Here is a 17,936-nt window from a genome sequence, read left to right as displayed (position 1 = left end):
GGGAGCCCGTGTCAGACCCCGTTAGGGGCAGTGGGCGTTGAGCTGTCTAGCCACCCGTACGGAGAACAGCTGTGTCTGATTTCCTAGCCGGAGAATCCCCGCGCCTTCAGGGCGGGGAGCATGTCAAGTCATACCATCACGAGCACTGCCCATACTGGTCGATGAACTGTCGGCCACAGTCCACGCAGATATGATTTTGCTTGCCTTTCTTTGTGCCGTTTTTTCGGATGTGGCTGCCACCGCATTCGGGGCATTGCATAGAGAGCCTCCTATCGCTTCTTCATACCTCCATTATGCAACGCTGCGGCGGAACCAGCTGTATCAGATACAGACGCAGCTGCGGCTAGCTGAGAGTGCGATCGCTAAACAGATGGTCCATATAGCGATAAGCCTGGCGCGGCAAAGCTTCTGTAACCGTCGGTCAGCGATAGTGAAAGTTTAGGGCCGCCCCGTGGTCAATCAGCCATAGGGTATTCTGTCAGACTATCAGGTTAGGGTTGCACTGGGTGCGGTCGGGATTTATGACTAATCCGTCTAGCCAAAAGATTTTGGCGGCCAGATCGTCACTGACGTCTGCCAGTTCCGCTACGATAATTTTGGCGACTAGAGCAGCTGCGCTCTGAGATGAAGCGGCATCAAAAGGGAAGATTTGCCGATTCCAGCAGGCTCGATAAAAACTGGATCATCCGCTGTCCCTGCCAGGCAGAAAGCACACCGCAGAGCAGCGGAATAACTACAGAAATTCCTAGTTTGTAATGTTCTACTGCTGCCCAGCTGTCATAGGACATATCTACGGATAAAGACAAATAGGCCAGCACCGGCACGCCACTGAGAATCGCTCCAATCAAGAATCGCTGTCCTGGATTGGCCAACAACGGCTCATTTGATTCAGATTCAAGGGAATTTTTGGCGGGCATCAACGTTTTCCCAGAAAAGTTCTCAACTAGATTATCGCTTTAAAGCTAAGGAAGGCCACGGATATTCCACCTCCTGTGCTCAGGCTGATCTTGCTGGGTGAAGCAACTTCGCTTCATCTCAGTTATAAAACGCTCAATCCTATCGGGATGCTATGGGTCTGATTCCGCTTCGGCAGATTCTTCAACCCGCTGCCAGGTACCAATATCCCAGGTGCTGGCGTCCCATGGAGTAGGATCGACGCCGCTGAGCCGGTCGCTGACGCCGTTGGTGACGGCGCGGCGGACCAGCGGCAGCACGGCGACGTCTTGGGACAGGATCTGGTTCATCTGCTGGAAGAGTTGAGCTCGCTTTTCCTCATCCATCTCCTTTTGGGCCGCCTGCCAGAGCTTGTCGTATGCGGGATTGCAGTAGCGGGCATTGTTCGGCTTCTGCCACTGATTTTCCTGGGTAGCAATCTCATTGCAGAGCCACCAGCTCATATAGATAGTGGGGTCGGGGCTATCGCTACCGGCGTTATACTCCTGCATATCGGCGTAGAAATGGTTGATGCTGCGGGTCTCAGCGGGGTCAGCGGAGAAGAAACTATCCACCAGCACGCGGCGAATTTCGACGTCAATGCCAACCGCTTTCAGATCGGCCTTGACCATTTCCTGGGTTTTTTGACGCACCGGGTTAATTGAAGTTTGAAAGACCACCTTCATCTCGGTGCCGTCTTTATCCCGAATGCCGTCGTTATTGCTATCTTTCCAGCCCGCCTGGTCTAGCAGGGTATTAGCCTGGTCGGGGTTGTAGGGATAAAAGTTGGTATCGACGGTGTACTTCGTCGGGGCGACCAGCAGCTGGCTAGTGGTTCGTCCGGCCCGTCCGTAGAGCTGAGTCGCGATCGCGTCCCGGTCAATTGCATAGGCGATCGCCTGCCTCACCTTTAGGTCGCTCAAAAAAGGATGGGGGTGAGCCCGGCTCGATTTTTCACCGGTCTCCGTTTCCTGGTTGGGGTCGGTCGGGTTTAGCATAATCCGCTCAACGTAGGCTCCGTAGGTCGTGATCACATCGCCCTGACCCGCCGCTAGCAGCTCCCGCCGTTCGTCTACCTCCAGCTGAATATTGTGGGCGAAGTCGGCTTCCCCCGTTTTAAGGACTCTTTTCGCCGCCACATAGGGGGGGATGCCGCCCTGTAGTTCGACCAGCTTAAAGTCGGGTGACGTTCCCCAGTACTGTTCGTTGGGCGCAAAAATCCAGCGGCCGTCTGCCACAGTGATAAAGCGATAGGGTCCCGTCCCCACCGGCTGTAGATTGGTCGGGGCTTCTCGGGCATTGAGGCCCTTGTAGTCCGCAAACCGGTGCTCGGGGATAATCAGGCCGTTCTGGCCGGTAAACGGCAGCGCCCAGGAGGGGTTGGGTTGTTTAAAGGTAATTTTGATCCGCTGCTGATCGAGGGCTTCGACCTTTGCGATCGCGTCATAGTATTCAGCCGTCACCGCCGCCACCTCGGGATTGCGGATGAACTCATAGGTGAAGACCACGTCTGCGGCGGTGAACGGCTCTCCGTCTGACCAGCGCACATCCGATCTGAGCCTCCAGGTGACCGAGCGTCTGTCCTGGGCCAACCCGCCGTTTTCCGCCGTCGGAATTTCTGCTGCCAGCACCGGCACCAGCTCCCCGTCAGGATCGTAGGTGGCTAGAGGCTCGTAGACAATCCGGGACGCTTCAAAATCTTGAAATCCGTTAGCCAGGTGCGGGTTTAGCGTAGTGGGCGTGCGGCTGTAGAGCAGCCGCAGCACCGTTGGGTCGAGCTCTGCCTGAGGTTCTCCGGCATCAGAGCCGGTCGGAAGATTTGCGGTAGGAACGCTGCAACCTGACAGCCCCAAAAATAAGGAAGCGCCGAGCAGCCAGTAGGCAAACGAACGGGTCATGGCGGGTAAGCAGTTACACCAGTAGCGACTGTTAGGAATTGGATAAAAATGGTAGGCGCTCGGCAATTGGGTCAGAGACCGACCGATCGGCCAGCCTGGCCCAGTATTCGCTGAGAAAGTGAATCTGGCGCAGCCCTACTACCAGGTTCAGACCTGGAATCACTCCTTTCCCCTGATAGGCCCGCAGCTCGTCTTGAATCATCCACTCGTAGTAGCCGTAGTAGAGAAAACCCGTCAGCCCAGAGTAGAGGACCACTCGACTCTGGGGGCGAGGGGTGCCCAAGTTAGCTTTATCAGCGGAAGTAGCGGGTATACCAGCCGTCATGCAGAAAAAATTAGATAAATGCACCCTGACTCACCGGCTTCGGTCAGGGATTTTTTTGCGCGATCGCTATCCCGCTTCATTGTCAGAAGATGATTCTGTAGGCGTCTCAGTTTCAGCTGCGGCTTCGGCAGCGGCTTCAGGGGCTGCCTCGACGACCTGATCGGCAACGACATCGGTGTCGGCTGCCTGGTCTGCCGCAACTTCGACTACCGCTTCAGCCGATTGGTCTGGCTCAGCTGACTGCTTAACCGGCTTTGGCCCGCGCATCAGGGCAGGGTTAACCGCCGCTCTCGGCGCTTTATCCTGATCTCGGCCCTTGCCTCGGCCCTTACCTCGGCCCTTACCTCTGCCGTCGCCGCCTGAGGGCCGCCGATCCGACACATTCTGATTTGAGGGGCTTCCCGACGAAGCGCGATCGCTGAGGTCGCGATCTTTCTTTAGAATAGGTTTTTCTGCCATGGGTTCAAATAATTAGCCGCCTGCCGATCCTAGCATCTGACCCGCGATTTGCCTGGTCCCGCAACCGCGATTGCTCAAAAGATCGGCCCCAATTCTACGCGGGCTGCCTAGCTCGACGGCCGATCTTCTGAGGGCTAATGGGCGCGATCGCATCCTTCAAGGATCGCGTCCGCGTCGCTTTTTGAAAGACATTGGCCTGATAGACCAGGGCATTATCAATATCCACCGCCGTCAGCCAACCGCTCTTGCTGTGGTAGGCACCCGTATCAATTCCGAGCCAACCAGGTCCTTGGGCAATTTGGCCGGGGCTAACATCGGGCAGCGTAAAGGTGATAGTGTGACCGACGATGACCAGCTTGTCTGTGAAGTAGGGGCGCTCAAAGCTCTGAAACGGTTCGCGCACCCAGCAAAAATCCTGGCTAGTTTGCTGACCCAGCGGCTTGCGCGGGTCAATCCCAGCGTGCACCAGCCAAATGTCGCCCAAATCTAGGAAGAGCGGCAGCTTTTTCAGCCATTCAATATGGGCCAGCAGATGGTCAGTGGTGGAATAGCTCGCGAGCGTAGTCTGGCCGCCGCTGTAGAGCCAGTTTTGAAAGGCAGCCATATTCGTGCCGCCGTTGGGAAAGGCGTCTAGCAGCAGCTGCTCATGATTGCCGAGCACGCAGGGATAGTTGTTTTTACGGACAAACTCAATCACGTGGGCGCTCTTGGGACCCCGGTCGATTAGGTCACCGACGAAGTAAATTTGGTCGCCCCGGGCCGGCGCGATCGTTTCGAATAGCTGCATCAGCCCGTCGTAGTGGCCGTGGACATCTCCAATAAAAATACGACGGGGGGGGTTAGTCATCACAATTAGTCGCAGTTACTTACTATCATGATGCCTGTTTTATACCCGACATTACCACCCTGAAAGGACGGAGTTGCCCTAAGACAGCGCCGCTCAAAAGTTAGAAACTTGCTAGCTGAGGGGGTCAAAACCGCTACTCCGGATCGTCATAGGCAGAGCCGTCGGCCGTCTCTAGGACAAATCCAGCATCGCGAATCATGGCAAAATCACGCTGGGCGGCCTGCCCAGGCGTTGTCAGGTAGTCGCCAATAAAGATAGAATTCGCGGCATAGAGGCCGAGGGGCTGGAGCGATCTCAGATGCACCTCCCGCCCGCCGGCAATCCGAATTTCCTGGGCGGGCAGCAAAAAGCGAAAGAGGCATAAAATTCGCAGGCATCGCTGCGGCGTCAGCAGCTGCTGCCCAGCAAATGGCGTTCCTGCAATCGGAATGAGAAAGTTTACCGGCACGCTGGTCACCTCTAGCCGCCGCAGCGTCAACGCCAGGTCGATAATTTTATCGTCCGTCTCGCCCATACCCAGGATGCCGCCCGAGCAGGTGGTCAACCCGGCAGCCTGCACTGCCTGTACCGTTTCCAGTCGGTCCTGAAAGCCGTGGGTGGTACAGATTTGCCCATGGTGAGACTCAGCCGTATTCAGATTGTGGTTGACCCGGTCTACACCCGCCTGAGACAGGCGCTCAGCCTGACCCTGATCGAGCAGCCCCAGCGTCGTACAGACCCGCATAGGATACTGCGCTTTGATCTGGCGCACCGCTGACAGAATGCCTTCAAATACGGGCTCTGTCGGCGTCCGACCCGAAATCGCCATGCAGAAGGTGCCAGCCTTGAGCTGATGGGCACGCTCGGCAGCGGCAAGGATTTTTTCCTGGGACAGCAGCGGATATTTTTCAATATCGGCGGTCGAAATTTTGGACTGAGAGCAGTAGTGGCAGTCTTCGGGGCAGAGGCCGCTCTGGGCGTTGAGCAAAAAGTGTAGGCGGACTCGGTTACCCCAGTAGTGATGGCGAATGCGGTAGGCCGCCGCAAGCTGGTCTAATAGATCAACGTCTGGCGACTGTAGGATTGCTCGGCCCGCTTCGCGGGAGATCAACGCTCCAGCCAGCACCTGCTCGGCGAGCTGAGACCAGTCTAGGGGGGTCGCGGTCAGACTCATAGATGATTACCTGCGCTTGTCGCTTACTAAGCTAGTACGAGTTGGGTTCAAAAAACATCCCAGCCGCTTGAAGCAGCCGGGATGTCCAAAATGTAGGTCAGGTTAAAAATCAACTTAGAACGACATCTCTGCCGCCTGTACCCGCTCCACCTGCTTCTTCTTAAGCACCAGCAGAATCTGCGAAAGCGTCACCGCGGCGATGAAGGCCACTAGCGCCTTGATCCGATTTGGGCTTTGCAGCACGATCTCGGTATCCATCTGGCCAAAGCCGCCGACGTTGGGGTTGGACGTGATCGCCTTACCCGCTTCTACAATGTCGCCTTCACTGACGAGCAGCTCAGGTCCAACGGGGATATCTTCTGTCACTGCTTCGCCATCTTCCTTGGTAATGGTGACGCTGTAGCCCGAGTCCGTTTTCTGAATCGCCGAGATGGTGCCGGCGACGCTAGCCTTGACGTCTGTATTATTTGATGCCTGGCCAGTCGGATAGACCTGCCCGCGGCCCCGGTTGCCGCCGGCGTGAACGGCATATTTACCAAAGTGGATGTTCTTATCAGTCGCCGGGTTAGGAGAGAGGATGGGGAAAGCAATTTCCTGATATTGTTCACCCGGCAGCGGGCCAACCAGGAGGATATTGTCATCTTCTTCGCTATAGGGCATGAAGTAGGTGCTGCCGACCTCTTCTTTCATTTCCTCGGGGATGCGCTCAGGCGGCGCTAGCTTGAAGCCTTCGGGCAGCATCAGCACGGCGCCGACGTTCAGCCCGCCTTTGCTGCCGTCGCCCAGTACCTGCTGCGTATCCAGGTCGTAGGGAATTTCAACTACGGCTTTGAAAACCGTGTCGGGTAGAACGGCCTGAGGCACTTCCACCTTGGTCATTTTCTCGGCCAGGTGGCAGTTGGCGCAGACGATACGACCAGTGGCTTCGCGGGGTGTTTCATAATTTTCTTGAGCCCAGAAGGGATAGGCCGCCGCCGACTGGGGAAAGACCCAACCGCTAGCCAGGAGTAAAACTAGAGCCGCGATCGCGATTCCCATCCCCCGGCTCAAAGACTGGCAAAATCTGCGGATAGTGCAGAATAACGGGCTCAATTGGCTTGGCATAGTAAAAGAGGGTTTCATCCGTCTCAGGTCAGCACATTAAAGAAGGGTTATCAAAACAGCTGGCGATTTAAGTCGCAGCCCAGCAGCCTTAGGTCCACCAGGGCTTTTCGCCAGTGCGGAAGTCGGTTTCTGTCCAGGGCGTCAGCGCGACCGTATCATCTTCGGTTTTATCGGCGTGGGCCAGCGCTAGAGAGAGCGGTGCCGGTCCGCGCACAACCTTACCCGCGGCGTTGTACTGCGACCCGTGGCAGGGACAGATAAACTTACCCTCCGCAGAGTTCCAAGGAACAACGCAGCCCAAGTGGGTACAGATAGAGTTAATCCCGTAGCTTTCCAGACCGCCGTTTTCTTTCACCACGAGATAAGTGGGATCGCCCTTCAGCCCCTGGGCGAGAACGCGCTCACCGGGACCATGCTTTTCTAAAAACTCGCTCACCTTGATGTTGTCACCCAGGGCATCTTTAGCCGTTACGCCGCCGCCCGCTGGCCCGCTGGAAGGCGGTACAAAATATTTGATCACTGGGTACAAAGCGCCTAAGGCCGTTCCAGTAATGGTGCCAAAGGTCAGCAGATTCATAAATTGGCGACGTCCCAAATCGGGGACATCCGGGTTTCCAGAGGCTTGGGTCATATCAGTATGAGTAAATGAGACTTTGTCACAGAAGTTCGCAGTTTCCACCGCTATTATTGCATTTTGAGCGCACCCTGGCTCGGCCTGGCAGCTGTGAATCGTGATTTGGGCAGGGAGAAAGCGGCCTAACGGCACGCGATCGCGCCCCGGCTCCTGACTCAAAATCCTTTGCTAAAAAGTAATTCACCGTCTGCTAAGCGGTTCAGCCGTAGCCGAGTAGGGAGGCAATCTATACATAAGAGCTTTTCTATAGACGGAAACCAAGGTTCAATTTGTGTAAACAAATATAAACTAGTTAGGAATTGCGATGATTTCAGCGTCATGACCGGGCAAGAGCTGCAGAACCTGCTGAATCAAAAATGGGGCTACTCCTATGATGTCCAGCTGCGGAGAACCCCCCGCAAAGTTTTCTTTCAGGTGATGTGGCGCTACCTAGAGCAGGCCTCATTCCCTATGACCGAAGCTGAGTACTGGGAACACCTAGATCAGGTCCTGCTCTACCTTGATGCCTGGGGCTGTACCCAGCAAATTTGCCAGTTCATCGAGCGGACCGCTGAGCGCCCTCGTTTGGGGCGAGCTGTGAGCGTGCCGATTGACTTGGGTGACCGCGCATCGGAGTGGCTGCTGAGTGACAGATGACGCTAGATGCATGTTTTGAGTTTTTTATATTGGTGCATATAGCGTAGACTCTAAATTTTTGTTAGCCTTGGGTGAAGATAAGTTAATTTTTAAAGAAGTTCGCTAATCCGACGGTTCTATCGAATCGGTTCCTTAAAATAAGGTTGTCATTAGGTTAATCTTTGCTGGTCTGAATGCCCCCCTGCCAACCGCACAGCCTGCTCTTGTGACTCGGCTCTTTCGCAAGGCTCGTCTTTTCAACGTCTCCAGGGCCGAGCAAGCCTATGGGAACTATCTTCTGACTAAGAAAATCTGGCTCATCCCAGATCTATGAGATTTCATGACTGCTGACGACGCTTTGAGGGTTTGCTGTGATTCGCTCTGCCACGTTACCGCTTCAGACGGTACTTCCCCGTCTTGAGGACAATAATCGCCTGAAGCTATTTTCGGGCTCTTCCAACCGCGAGCTCTCCAGGGAGGTGGCGCGCTATCTAGGAATTGACCTGGGGCCGATGGTGCGCAAGCGCTTCGCCGACGGCGAGCTCTACGTCCAAATCCAGGAGTCGATTCGCGGCTGCGATGTCTACCTGATTCAGGCGACCTGCCATCCGGTCAACGACAACCTGATGGAGCTGCTGATTATGATTGATGCCTGTCGGCGGGCCTCAGCTCGGCAGATTACCGCCGTTATTCCCTACTATGGCTATGCCCGAGCCGATCGTAAAACCGCCGGGCGCGAGTCGATCACGGCTAAACTGGTGGCCAACCTGATTACCCAGGCCGGGGCCGATCGGGTGCTGGCGATTGACCTGCACTCGGCGCAGATTCAGGGCTATTTCGACATTCCATCTGACCATATTTACGGCTCCCCGGTACTGGTGGAGTATCTGACCAGCAAGGAGATGGAAGATATCGTCGTGGTTTCTCCAGACGTTGGTGGCGTGGCTCGGGCGCGATCGATGGCCAAGCAGCTCGACGATGCGCCGTTAGCCATTATTGATAAACGCCGTCAGGCCCACAATGTGGCTGAGGTGATGAACCTGATTGGCGATGTGGCGGGGAAAACCGCCGTTCTGGTCGATGACATGATCGATACGGCTGGAACCATCTGCGAAGGCGCCCGACTGCTGCGGCAGGAAGGCGCCAGCCGGGTCTATGCCTGCGCCACCCATCCGGTTTTCTCACCGCCAGCGGTAGAGCGGCTGTCGAGCGGCCTGTTTGAAGAAGTCATTGTGACGAATACGATCCCGATTGAGCCAGACCGGCAGTTTGAGCAGCTGACAACGCTGTCTGTGGCGAATACGGTGGGCGAAGCGATCTGGCGCATTCACGAGGAAAGCTCCGTCAGCAGTATGTTTCGTGGCTGAGGCAATGAGCGGATCAGGTTCGCTAACGGCATCCTACGTATTCGAGGCAGGCTCGGGGAACTAGATTTAACTCGCCGCTGCGGATGCGGGCGATCGCGATCCAAAACGCCTTGCGCCTGTGTTTGCCTTCGATTAGCTCAAAGGTCTGGTCGAGCTGGTAGAACTTTGAATCGACAAATTCGCAGCGAAATAGCTGGAGCAGCTCGTGACCCGGCTTATCGTTTAGCGTAAAAATATTATCAATACAGGTCAGATACTCAATATTTTTCAGCGCTGCCTGAATTTCTTCGAGAAACTCCCGCGCTAGTGCCGCCTGGCTGGTTTCGCCAAAATCAATCCCGCCGCCCAGGCAGCGATAGAAGGTCTGCCCCGTGACCCGATCTTGGCCCGAACTGACGAACAGGTGACCCTGATGCTCAATCAGTCCTAGCGCAATCGGGCGAATTCGCTGAGATTTAGCCATCGCTATCCCTAAAACCCTCGATCGAAGCTAGTCAGCAAAGGCCGCATCTGGGTTTTCCTGCGGTATGGGCCAGTCTGCGTTTTCTCCACCGATGACAATTTGCGCGATCGCAACATAGTCCTGGCTGAACTGGCGGACAGTATTAATCAGCACGTCCAGCGCTAGCGCATCGGCGGTGCCCAGGTCAAACCAGCAGCGCGACCAGAGGCCGTTAAATTCGACCTCGCCCATATTGTGCATCAGGGAAACGAGCGAGCGCTCGGCCTCGGCTTCGTCATAATCGAGGTAGCTGATCTCTAAGCCGGTTTCCTGCACCTGCAAATTTTCGGCATTGAAGCCGCCCAGCTTGCCCATGAAAAACCAGGAGCTAAAAATTTCTTCCACATACTGCTGCTCCATCTTGGAGGGCACCGTTTCAAACTCTAGCCAAATCCAAAGGTTAAAAAAGTCGCATTCGCGGAATTGAACCTGCATTGAGAGCCTCTTGCTGCTTTATGTCGCGTCATGTCTGAATATCGTCTAACGCTAGCTGGTGGAAACATTCAGAAGGGGTGCACTATACAATCGAAGGATATACGCAAAACGACTTGAATGCTTCACCTCAGAGAAATTGGGTATCATCCCACCGCCAGTCAGCTTCCTATCTTAACGGATATTTCACTTGACCTCGCACCCAAGCAGATGGGGCTGATCGTGGGACCGAGCGGTTCAGGAAAATCAACTCTGCTAGAAATTTTAGCGGGGCTGGCCGCGCCAACCTCGGGTGAAGTGTTTTGGCGCGAGCAGTCGCTGCCACCCGAAGCCCTACAGCAGCTCGGCGGCCTGGTTTTCCAGTTTCCCGAGCGCCACTTCTGTGGCCATACGGTCTTTGAGGAGCTGCGGCTGGGGCACCCCGAGCTGAGCTCTGAGCAGGTACATCAAACCCTGGAGTCAGTGGGGCTCAAGCAGATTTCCCTCCAAGCCGCGCCCCATCGCCTCAGCGGCGGCCAGCAGCGGCGGCTAGCGCTGGCGGTGCAGCTGATTCGCAAACCCTATCTGCTGCTGCTGGATGAGCCCACAGCGGGCCTGGACTGGTCTATGCGGCAGCAGCTGGTGAGTCTGCTGGCCAAACTGAAGCAGGACTGGTGCCTGCTAATCGTCTCCCACGATGCCGAAGACCTAGCGGATATTGCCGACTGCTGCTGGCGGCTGAACCACGGTCGGCTAGAGCCAGCCGACCCGGCTAGCTTTGCCCGACCGCAGCCCCTGTCAGTGAGTTAGGCCATGGCTTCTATCCCTCAGCTGCCCGCTGCGCTCGACCGCTGGCAGCAGACCCTAAACTGGCAGCCGACGGCCCAGCAGCAAGCGCTGTTTCAGCAGCTATACGAGCAAATCTGTCTGGGCAACCAGCGGTTAAATCTAACCCGCCTTACCGAGCCGAGCGATTTTTGGGAAAAGCACCTGTGGGATTCGCTCAGCGGCATTGCGCCCTGGCTCAATCCGAATCAGACTGCGCCTAGTCCAGTCCAGACCGTGATCGATATTGGCACCGGCGGCGGCTTTCCCGGACTGCCGGTGGCGATCGCACAGCCGGCCTGGCAGGTGACCCTGCTCGACGCCACCCGTAAAAAAATTCAGTTTTTGGAAACCGTAAGCCAAACCCTAGGGTTGGAGCGGGTGCAGGGTCTAGCCGAGCGGGCGGAGACTGTCGGCCAGAGGGCGGACTATCGCGATCTCTATGATCTGGCCCTGGTGAGGGCCGTGGGCTCCGCTTCGACCTGCGCCGAGTATGCGCTACCGCTGCTGCGGCTGGGGGGCTATGCTGTTCTCTTTCGCGGCCAGTGGACAGAAGCTGAGGGTCAGGCTCTGGCCGCTGCGCTAATACAGCTGGGAGGAACTCAGACAGCCCTACGCTCCTGGTCTACGCCCCTCACTCAGAGCCAGCGGCACTGTCTACTGATCCAGAAGACAGCCGCTACGGCTGAGACCTTCCCCAGGGCCGTGGGAATCCCCGCTAAAGCACCGCTGTAGAGCAAAAAGCCACCGCTGTAGAGCAAAAAGCCTAAGACAAAAGCGAGAAATAAAAAAGGAGGAAGCTTTACTTCCTCCTCAAACTATCAGCGGAAACGCTTTTAGTTAAATCATGAGGCCGTTAGCAGAGCCTTTTTCCCTAACTAGCGGCCTATTGCCTGATCTGGAATTAAACCATCCGGTGCATTTCGTCTTCAAGCTGGTTCAACAAGTTGAGATTACCTTGGCTTTTAGCAACTTCAATCCGGTGCTGGAGCGATTTCTGAATGCTCATGCGGTGAGTCTGCGATGCTTCTAGCAGCAGGCTGCGACGCGCCTCAGCGGCAGGGCTCAAATGCTGGGTGCGATTTTGCAGGGCTGCAAACAGAGAAGGGCGCACCGCTGCGGTCTCAGACAGGGCTTGCGCCGCCCCCTGAGACGTGGTCTGGTAATTTACACCCCGGTAAGTTAGGGTTTCTACCGGCTGGGGGATGGGCACATGGCGGGCGTAGCTAAAGCAGGTAGGACGGCCGCGATACTGGCCAAGCAGTTCGCTTTCGGTCATCTCTAGCTGGGGGGGATTATAGTCGTATTCGACACCGCGATAGCGTAATCTCATTTTCCGCTTCCTCAAAAGTAAAGTTTGTCTGTGGTTGTTATGAGGGGTGCGTTCCTTCGGTATAAAATCCTACTTCCGTCTTGCTGCTGAGGCAGAGCCCTATGAATGAGCAAGATGAACGGGTTTTTCTCATTTCTGTATCTATTTTTACATTTTTTCCGCTTTATCGCCAAGCCATGACTTTTAGGTAACATTCTTGAAAACCGTTCATATGCGGTTGTTACAGCTTACTGTGACACAGATCACAAATAAAATTTATAAAAATTTAATTATTGAGATTTTAAAAATACCGCTTTTGAAAGGTGAAAGGTACCCCTGAGGACAGAGGGCATGATCAGACGCTGAGCGTTGTCGGATACTGATCGTAAAGGGGTGCGATCCCGCGATCGCACCCCTTTACTCAATCAGCTAGCTTTTAAGCCATCTATTTTGCCGAAGGATAAACCCCTTCTGCGACAAACACCGGTTTCTCAGTGTATTCTGCGTCGATCTGCTCTTGAACAGACAGATCCCAGTTCAGGTCGTAATCTCGCTCAAAATCGGCTGCAATATAGGGACGTAGCGTACCTGTTACGGTCACCACTTCGCCGTCCTGGGTTTCAGGTATCGGCATCATGGCCACAACCAGCAGATCTTCGCCTGCAAAGAGCTGTTCTTCATCGATAGTGAAGGTATTTGGCGATAGGATATCTTCAACTTCACCTTCAACAGCAATCGTCTGGTTGTAAAACTGCTCGGGATTGCGGGTAATTTCACCGGGGTCAGGTGCCAATGCCACCGACTCGGCAATGATCACAGGCCTGTCTTCGTAATCAGCGTAAAGCTCGGGCTCTAGTGCCAGTCCATACTCCCGCTCCACGTCTGCGATGATCAGATTCTCGACTTCGCCGGTTACCTGAACTTCGCTATCTCCAACATCTGGAACCAGTAATGGCTGCCCAGAAGCGTTAACGACCAAAATCTCTTCACCGCCAAACAGCTGGTTCTCATCCATCAGGAAAGAGGCTTCGCCTACCGTCTCTTGCAGCTTGCCACGGATAGAAACGGTCTGCCCGACTAGGGCCTCCGTATTTTCAACCACGTCTTCACGGGTGACGTTTGCCTGCTCTTCGGGCGTCATTACCGATTCAGGGCCTTCGGTAGAGCAAGCGGGCAGTAGCACTGCTGCGGATGCCAGCATCAGCGCGCCAACGGTGGTCTTCCGCGTTGAAACCCATTTACTAAAAATAGTAGCCATCCTAATGTAAGGACCTCCTCTTTTTCAAAAAAACTTGCGTGGCGAAACTTTAGCCCTAAACCTCGCTTAAGTTGTGCCTAGAGTGATTTAAGCGCAGGTTAGAAAGCACGAGCCTGCCATTCCGCAACTAATTCACAGTTTATGAGATGCCCGCAGGCGATTCGCTCTATCTGAGGCATGGGGTCTATATCGTCCTCTGTTCATACTTTGAAAGGTAAACATAGCCCGTCAGCTATATACTTCGATGGGGATAGTCGCTGAAAACTAATTTTGGGTCTGTCTTTAGGAAGACGGGCTAGGCTATTTCATCTGAGTCAACTAGGGCTTAGCCATGGGCTCAGTCCCTTGCTGGCCATAGCGTTTGACGCTTTGCAGCTGGGCAAAGCGAAAGCTGCTTTTGCTCACTCGCCTGCTGATCTGAGCCCAGGCAAAAGACAGGACGGTTGAGGCGACAACTGCGGCAGCAAAGCTATGGAGCAAATCGCCGCCGCCGGGGATAGGCACAAGCGGGCTAAAATCGGGCCTGGGAAAAAATATCAGCCCGGCTAGAATGCCAAAGATCGAACTCCACAGCGCATTTGGGGCGGTTTGATGGCGGCTATAGAGGCTATACAAGACCGGGAATAGGGCCGCTGCGCAGACCAGGTCAGCGATAAAAAAGAGATAGAGCACGCTGTAGCCCTGGGCCGCGATCGCGATCGCCGGTATCCCCGCCAGCACGGTCAGCAGCCGCGAAATCCGCAGCACCCGCTGCGACTGCCCCGGCATTAGCCGCATTAAATCGATCGTAAAGACGCTGGCGATGCCGTTGAGTAAGGTGTCCAAGCTGCTCATCACCAGCGCCAGCGCCAAGACAATCACCCCAATCACCGCCCAGCCCGGCGGGTTTAACTGCTGCAATAGGCCAAAGAAGGCGGTATCGCCCTGGAGCCCAAACTGTACCGCCAGCAGCCCCAGCAGTCCCGCTATCAGCAGCAGCGGCAGAATCAGCAGCGCCGAGGCTAGAAAAGACTGGCGGACGGTGCGATCGCTGCGGCAGGCATAGACCCGCTGCCAGTTGCCCTGGTTGAAAATCTCGGCGGAGATGATTGCAATCACCAGCGTGGCACCGAAGCGGAGGCCGCCGATATTATCCAGCGATAGCAGTTCGGGGGCAGCTGCCAGAACAGGCGCGAAGGCATTGCCAAAGCCGCCGAGGGCAACTACAGTCGCCCCAAAGCAGATCAGCAGCAGCGGCACAATCAGGATGAACTGGAGCCCGTCGGTGAGGATAGAGACACTGAGGCCGCCGTAGGTCGTGTAGATAAAGACAGCGGTGATAACGACTAAGGCCGTTATTGCCAGGGGGACGTTGGCGACCAGCTGGAGGACTTTTGCGATCGCGGTCAGCTCTGCCGCCAGGTAGACAAACATATAGAACACCATCACCGCTTCGGTAAACCAGTACATGGCCCCGCCAAACCGGTAGCGGACATACTCATTCAGCGCGTGGCCTTGGGGCATCAGCTGGCGCAGCCGCGGCCCGACCTCAGCAAACAGCCCCACCGCTGCCGCCGAGCCGACGCAGTAGCCCAAGATGGCCGTGATCCCGCCAAAGGCCGACCCGGCTTCGGCGGGGCTGAATAAAATCCAGGCCCCCAGGGCCGAAGCGGTCACGGTCGCAAAGGCCATCCAGCCGCCGATGCGGTTGCGGCTGACCATATAATCTTCTAGGTCAGCGGCCTGCCGACCGGCCTGTAATAAGCCAAATAGGGTAAAGCCAGCGGCAGTCACTAGCGTAACTAACAGCGCGATCGCTCCAATGGTCATCAAAACAAGCTCCTCTAGCAAAAGGGTGCGGACGAGCTAGAGGCAGTTCTGGCTGATCTGACGCTTCGGTGAAGAAGACGGCTTCAAGACAATGCATGCTTCCCTCCGCTGGCATTACCCAGACTCAGGTTTTAAGGGTATGTTCTCAGCCTGACGACGCAGGCACCCCTAGCTTTAGAGAGGATTGTATCACGGCAGCAGACCGCGGGGGCTATCGTTTGCACGCCGCTCGCGCCATTGGCTGACAGGTGCGCAATTATACGGAATTTATTACTCTGAACACTGAAATACGACCCTGACCATCGGTTTTTGCGTAGATCGTTTCTGATTCCCTGAAAATAGTAATAGGCGGTACAGAATTCCCGCCTTTCTTGAGGAGAAGTAATCGATGATCGGTGCTCAAATGATTGGACGCTCAGCTTTTTGCGCGGCCGGAGCAGCTAGCTGGGTTAGCCTGGCAGCCCTACTCGGAGCGAATCCAGCTCAGGCCGCTGGCTTCGCTGGTGACTACGATCCTAGCCATTGGATCCTCACCAACAAATTTGCTAACGGGTCTGCAAACGGATTTGTGAATGTCACTCAGGCTCCGCTAGCAATTACGATGCAAGGGAGCGACAGCGGCTCCGGCGCGTTTGGCCTAACCTCGTATACCACAGTTTCTCGGAGCAATGGTTTCCTCAGCTTTGATTGGGACTATACCACTTCGGATTCGCTTCCTGTTTGGGATCCTTTTTATTTCCTACTGAATGGAACCTTAACGGCGCTCGCTGAGGCTTTCGGGCCTGTTGATCAATCTGCAAGCTTCAGTTCCCCAGTAGCTGAGGGAGATATTTTTGGTTTTGTGATCGAAACCGACGATGATGCCTTTGGCCCAGCTTCTGTAACCATCACCAATTTCCACGCGCCTAGCTCTAAGCCTATCGATGTTCCAGAACCGGCTTCACTACTAGGGCTCCTGGCTGTCCTCAGTGCCGGAGCTGTTTTGCACCGTCGGCCAGAGCGGAGCAGCTGAACCTGGACTCAAGTTTGCGAGCCAAACGTGGCAAACCGCTCAGTCTACCCAACCGATTTCGTCATCGGTGAGCATACTGTCGGTTTTCTCGCCGCGCTGAATCGCGTATTCGGGGATTGACTTGTAGCTTGAGTAGGGACGCCGGCTGAGGGAGAGGGACTGGCGGCTGGGGGCAGCTTCTGGCTCAGAAGGCGCCGGCGGCTGGGGGGTAGGATCTTCCGCCGGGGTGAGCTGACGGATTGCCTGCTTGGCCTCTTCCAGTTCCTGAGTCAGCTGGGCCAGCCGCTCATCTTTGGCCTTAACCTGTTTCTGCGCCTGCTCCAGGCTTTCCTTGAGCTCGTAAATGCGCTCCTGGTGAGTGGTGATATCGGCCTGGAGGTCGGTTACCTGCTGCTGGGTCGCCTGGGCCACCTTTTCGGCCTGAGCAGAGCGTTGCTGAGCCGACTTTAAATCCGTTTCCAGATCGGTCATCCGCTGTTCTAAATCGGCCTTAGTCGGGCTGCGTTTAGCCGGGCTCGCCTTGGTGCTGGCTGGGGCTGACTGAGCGGTAGGCTGGGTCACTCTGTTAGCGCTGGATGGCTGAACCGGAGCCGCAGAGGCTGAACCCTCCCCTGAACCCTCGCTAGGCTTCTCGACCTCTTCCTTAAGCAAATCGGCAATGCGTTTCTTGGTCATGAGGCTCTCCAGTCTCGTTGAATTTCGTCGGCGACTCGGTAGTAGTCGGCTTTGGCTTCGGCGGCATTCTTGCCCCGCCACTGGGTAATCGCCAGGCCGTCTAGGGCAGCTCGCTCGTGGGCTTTGTAGGTGCGGACAAAGGCATGGCAGGCCGGAATCTGGAGCTCCATCAGCATATTCTGCGCTTCCAGCGCTTCACCCAGGCTGCGGGAATCCACCTTGGTCAGCAATACCCGATGGGCGACACCAGAGGGCAAAACCGCCCGGCGGACGGTTTGCACCAGCGCGGCCACGTCCATCGGGGCGGGCGGCGTCGGCAGGAGCAAATAGTCGGCAGCGGGGAGCACGGCAGCTAGCGCTTCAGAATTCAAAGCGGGTGGCGTATCTACCACAATCAAATCATACTCTTTAATATTTTTCAGCTTTCCCAGGAGGGAAGGGTCATTTTCCTGGGTGATATCGCAGCCCAGGTCGCGATCGCTCCTATCCGCCCACCAGCTCGCCGACCCCTGCGGATCGGCGTCAACTAGCAGCACCGACTGCCGCTCGGCAAATATCGCGGCCAGGTTCACCGCCGTCGTGGTCTTGCCGACGCCGCCTTTGCCATTCAGCACCGCGAGGATTTTGCTGGACGTTTGAGAATTTGCCATATCGTTTGGGGGCTTGGGTGGAGGAACGGGACGCTGACCGCCATGACCAAAATATCCCTCACCCTGGAGAAGACCACAAGCCGACATGAAAATCAATCAAATGATGTATTTTGCAAGCTTTGGGGGTAACCCTACCCAGGGCGGGGG

At 55.7% G+C, this 17,936-nt stretch carries 20 protein-coding genes, 1 pseudogene and 2 riboswitches; of the genes and pseudogenes, 5 read left to right on the top strand and 16 right to left on the bottom strand.

The features are described 5' to 3' along the window. Positions 1–151 precede the first annotated feature (151 nt). The 9 genes and pseudogenes from IQ241_RS22725 to petC all read right to left on the bottom strand — a co-directional run. A pseudogene (locus IQ241_RS22725) lies at positions 152–259 on the bottom strand (IS1/IS1595 family N-terminal zinc-binding domain-containing protein); the annotation flags it as partial. A 376-nt stretch (positions 260–635) separates the two neighbouring features. Beyond that, positions 636–917: a hypothetical protein gene (locus IQ241_RS22720; protein WP_193911662.1), complete on the bottom strand. Its 282-nt coding sequence runs from the start codon at positions 915–917 to the stop codon at positions 636–638. Between the two features lie 150 nt (positions 918–1,067). Further along, positions 1,068–2,831: a peptide ABC transporter substrate-binding protein gene (locus IQ241_RS22715; RefSeq protein ID WP_193911660.1), complete on the bottom strand. Its 1,764-nt coding sequence runs from the start codon at positions 2,829–2,831 to the stop codon at positions 1,068–1,070. 31 nt (positions 2,832–2,862) lie between these two features. Next, entirely contained in the window at positions 2,863–3,114 is a 252-nt protein-coding gene (locus IQ241_RS22710) for a hypothetical protein (RefSeq protein ID WP_228021993.1), read from the bottom strand. A gap of 108 nt (positions 3,115–3,222) precedes the next feature. Next, complete coding sequence (locus tag IQ241_RS22705) at positions 3,223–3,615, bottom strand: hypothetical protein (RefSeq protein ID WP_193911657.1); 393 nt, start codon at positions 3,613–3,615, stop codon at positions 3,223–3,225. Between the two features lie 94 nt (positions 3,616–3,709). After that, positions 3,710–4,462: a metallophosphoesterase family protein gene (locus tag IQ241_RS22700; protein ID WP_193911655.1), complete on the bottom strand. Its 753-nt coding sequence runs from the start codon at positions 4,460–4,462 to the stop codon at positions 3,710–3,712. Between the two features lie 133 nt (positions 4,463–4,595). After that, positions 4,596–5,615 (bottom strand): biotin synthase BioB, encoded by a 1,020-nt coding sequence (gene bioB / locus IQ241_RS22695; RefSeq protein WP_193911653.1) that lies wholly within the window; start codon positions 5,613–5,615, stop codon positions 4,596–4,598. 114 nt (positions 5,616–5,729) lie between these two features. Further along, entirely contained in the window at positions 5,730–6,653 is a 924-nt protein-coding gene (gene petA / locus IQ241_RS22690) for a cytochrome f (RefSeq protein WP_390622488.1), read from the bottom strand. Between the two features lie 154 nt (positions 6,654–6,807). After that, entirely contained in the window at positions 6,808–7,350 is a 543-nt protein-coding gene (gene petC, locus IQ241_RS22685) for a cytochrome b6-f complex iron-sulfur subunit (protein ID WP_193911649.1), read from the bottom strand. A gap of 321 nt (positions 7,351–7,671) precedes the next feature. Between petC and IQ241_RS22680 the strand changes: the two genes are divergently transcribed. Next, positions 7,672–7,989, top strand: a complete 318-nt coding sequence (locus IQ241_RS22680; RefSeq protein WP_193911647.1) for a DUF3067 family protein — start codon at positions 7,672–7,674, stop codon at positions 7,987–7,989. A 350-nt stretch (positions 7,990–8,339) separates the two neighbouring features. Next, the gene (locus IQ241_RS22675; RefSeq protein WP_193911645.1) at positions 8,340–9,335 is read left to right on the top strand and encodes a ribose-phosphate pyrophosphokinase; all 996 of its coding nucleotides are present in this window, start codon (positions 8,340–8,342) and stop codon (positions 9,333–9,335) included. Positions 9,336–9,357: 22 nt separating this feature from the next. Here IQ241_RS22675 and IQ241_RS22670 read toward each other — a convergent pair whose 3' ends face one another. Next, the gene (locus IQ241_RS22670) at positions 9,358–9,798 is read right to left on the bottom strand and encodes an NUDIX hydrolase (RefSeq protein ID WP_193911643.1); all 441 of its coding nucleotides are present in this window, start codon (positions 9,796–9,798) and stop codon (positions 9,358–9,360) included. A 27-nt stretch (positions 9,799–9,825) separates the two neighbouring features. Continuing rightward, positions 9,826–10,272, bottom strand: a complete 447-nt coding sequence (locus IQ241_RS22665; RefSeq protein ID WP_193911642.1) for a DUF3531 family protein — start codon at positions 10,270–10,272, stop codon at positions 9,826–9,828. Positions 10,273–10,389: 117 nt separating this feature from the next. Between IQ241_RS22665 and IQ241_RS22660 the strand changes: the two genes are divergently transcribed. Both IQ241_RS22660 and rsmG read left to right on the top strand, forming a co-directional pair. Continuing rightward, positions 10,390–11,058, top strand: a complete 669-nt coding sequence (locus IQ241_RS22660) for an ABC transporter ATP-binding protein (protein WP_193911640.1) — start codon at positions 10,390–10,392, stop codon at positions 11,056–11,058. Positions 11,059–11,061: 3 nt separating this feature from the next. After that, a complete protein-coding gene (gene rsmG / locus IQ241_RS22655; RefSeq protein ID WP_193911638.1) occupies positions 11,062–11,808 on the top strand; it encodes a 16S rRNA (guanine(527)-N(7))-methyltransferase RsmG in 747 nt (248 codons plus the stop codon). Positions 11,809–11,977: 169 nt separating this feature from the next. On the opposite strand, the gene pirA is transcribed toward rsmG, so the two are convergent. The 3 genes from pirA to IQ241_RS22640 all read right to left on the bottom strand — a co-directional run bounded on the left by pirA (position 11,978) and on the right by IQ241_RS22640 (position 15,452). Next, positions 11,978–12,406 carry an arginine synthesis PII-interacting regulator PirA gene (pirA, locus tag IQ241_RS22650; protein ID WP_193911636.1) on the bottom strand — a complete coding sequence of 143 codons (429 nt, stop codon included), beginning with the start codon at positions 12,404–12,406 and terminating at the stop codon, positions 11,978–11,980. 45 nt (positions 12,407–12,451) lie between these two features. Next, positions 12,452–12,529: riboswitch (Glutamine riboswitch) on the bottom strand. A 301-nt stretch (positions 12,530–12,830) separates the two neighbouring features. Next, positions 12,831–13,643, bottom strand: coding sequence for a hypothetical protein (locus IQ241_RS22645; protein ID WP_193911634.1), 813 nt, complete (start codon positions 13,641–13,643; stop codon positions 12,831–12,833). Positions 13,644–13,961: 318 nt separating this feature from the next. Then, complete coding sequence (locus IQ241_RS22640) at positions 13,962–15,452, bottom strand: sodium:solute symporter family transporter (RefSeq protein WP_193911632.1); 1,491 nt, start codon at positions 15,450–15,452, stop codon at positions 13,962–13,964. An 83-nt stretch (positions 15,453–15,535) separates the two neighbouring features. Then, positions 15,536–15,632: riboswitch (TPP riboswitch) on the bottom strand. A 208-nt stretch (positions 15,633–15,840) separates the two neighbouring features. On the opposite strand from IQ241_RS22640, the gene IQ241_RS26790 reads away from it, so the two are divergent. After that, positions 15,841–16,464 (top strand): PEP-CTERM sorting domain-containing protein, encoded by a 624-nt coding sequence (locus IQ241_RS26790; RefSeq protein ID WP_390622487.1) that lies wholly within the window; start codon positions 15,841–15,843, stop codon positions 16,462–16,464. A gap of 39 nt (positions 16,465–16,503) precedes the next feature. On the opposite strand, the gene IQ241_RS22630 is transcribed toward IQ241_RS26790, so the two are convergent. Both IQ241_RS22630 and IQ241_RS22625 read right to left on the bottom strand, forming a co-directional pair. Next, positions 16,504–17,139: a hypothetical protein gene (locus tag IQ241_RS22630; RefSeq protein ID WP_193911628.1), complete on the bottom strand. Its 636-nt coding sequence runs from the start codon at positions 17,137–17,139 to the stop codon at positions 16,504–16,506. Then, positions 17,136–17,789, bottom strand: a complete 654-nt coding sequence (locus tag IQ241_RS22625; RefSeq protein WP_193911626.1) for a ParA family protein — start codon at positions 17,787–17,789, stop codon at positions 17,136–17,138. The genes IQ241_RS22630 and IQ241_RS22625 overlap by 4 nt, the downstream gene beginning before the upstream one ends. Positions 17,790–17,936: the final 147 nt, after the last annotated feature.

Origin of the sequence: Vasconcelosia minhoensis LEGE 07310 (genome assembly GCF_015207255.1) — a bacterium.
Lineage (GTDB): Bacteria > Cyanobacteriota > Cyanobacteriia > Phormidesmidales > Phormidesmidaceae > Vasconcelosia > Vasconcelosia minhoensis.
The sequence above is the reverse complement of the archived record's forward strand: the minus strand, read 5'-3'. Positions and strand labels throughout refer to the sequence as shown.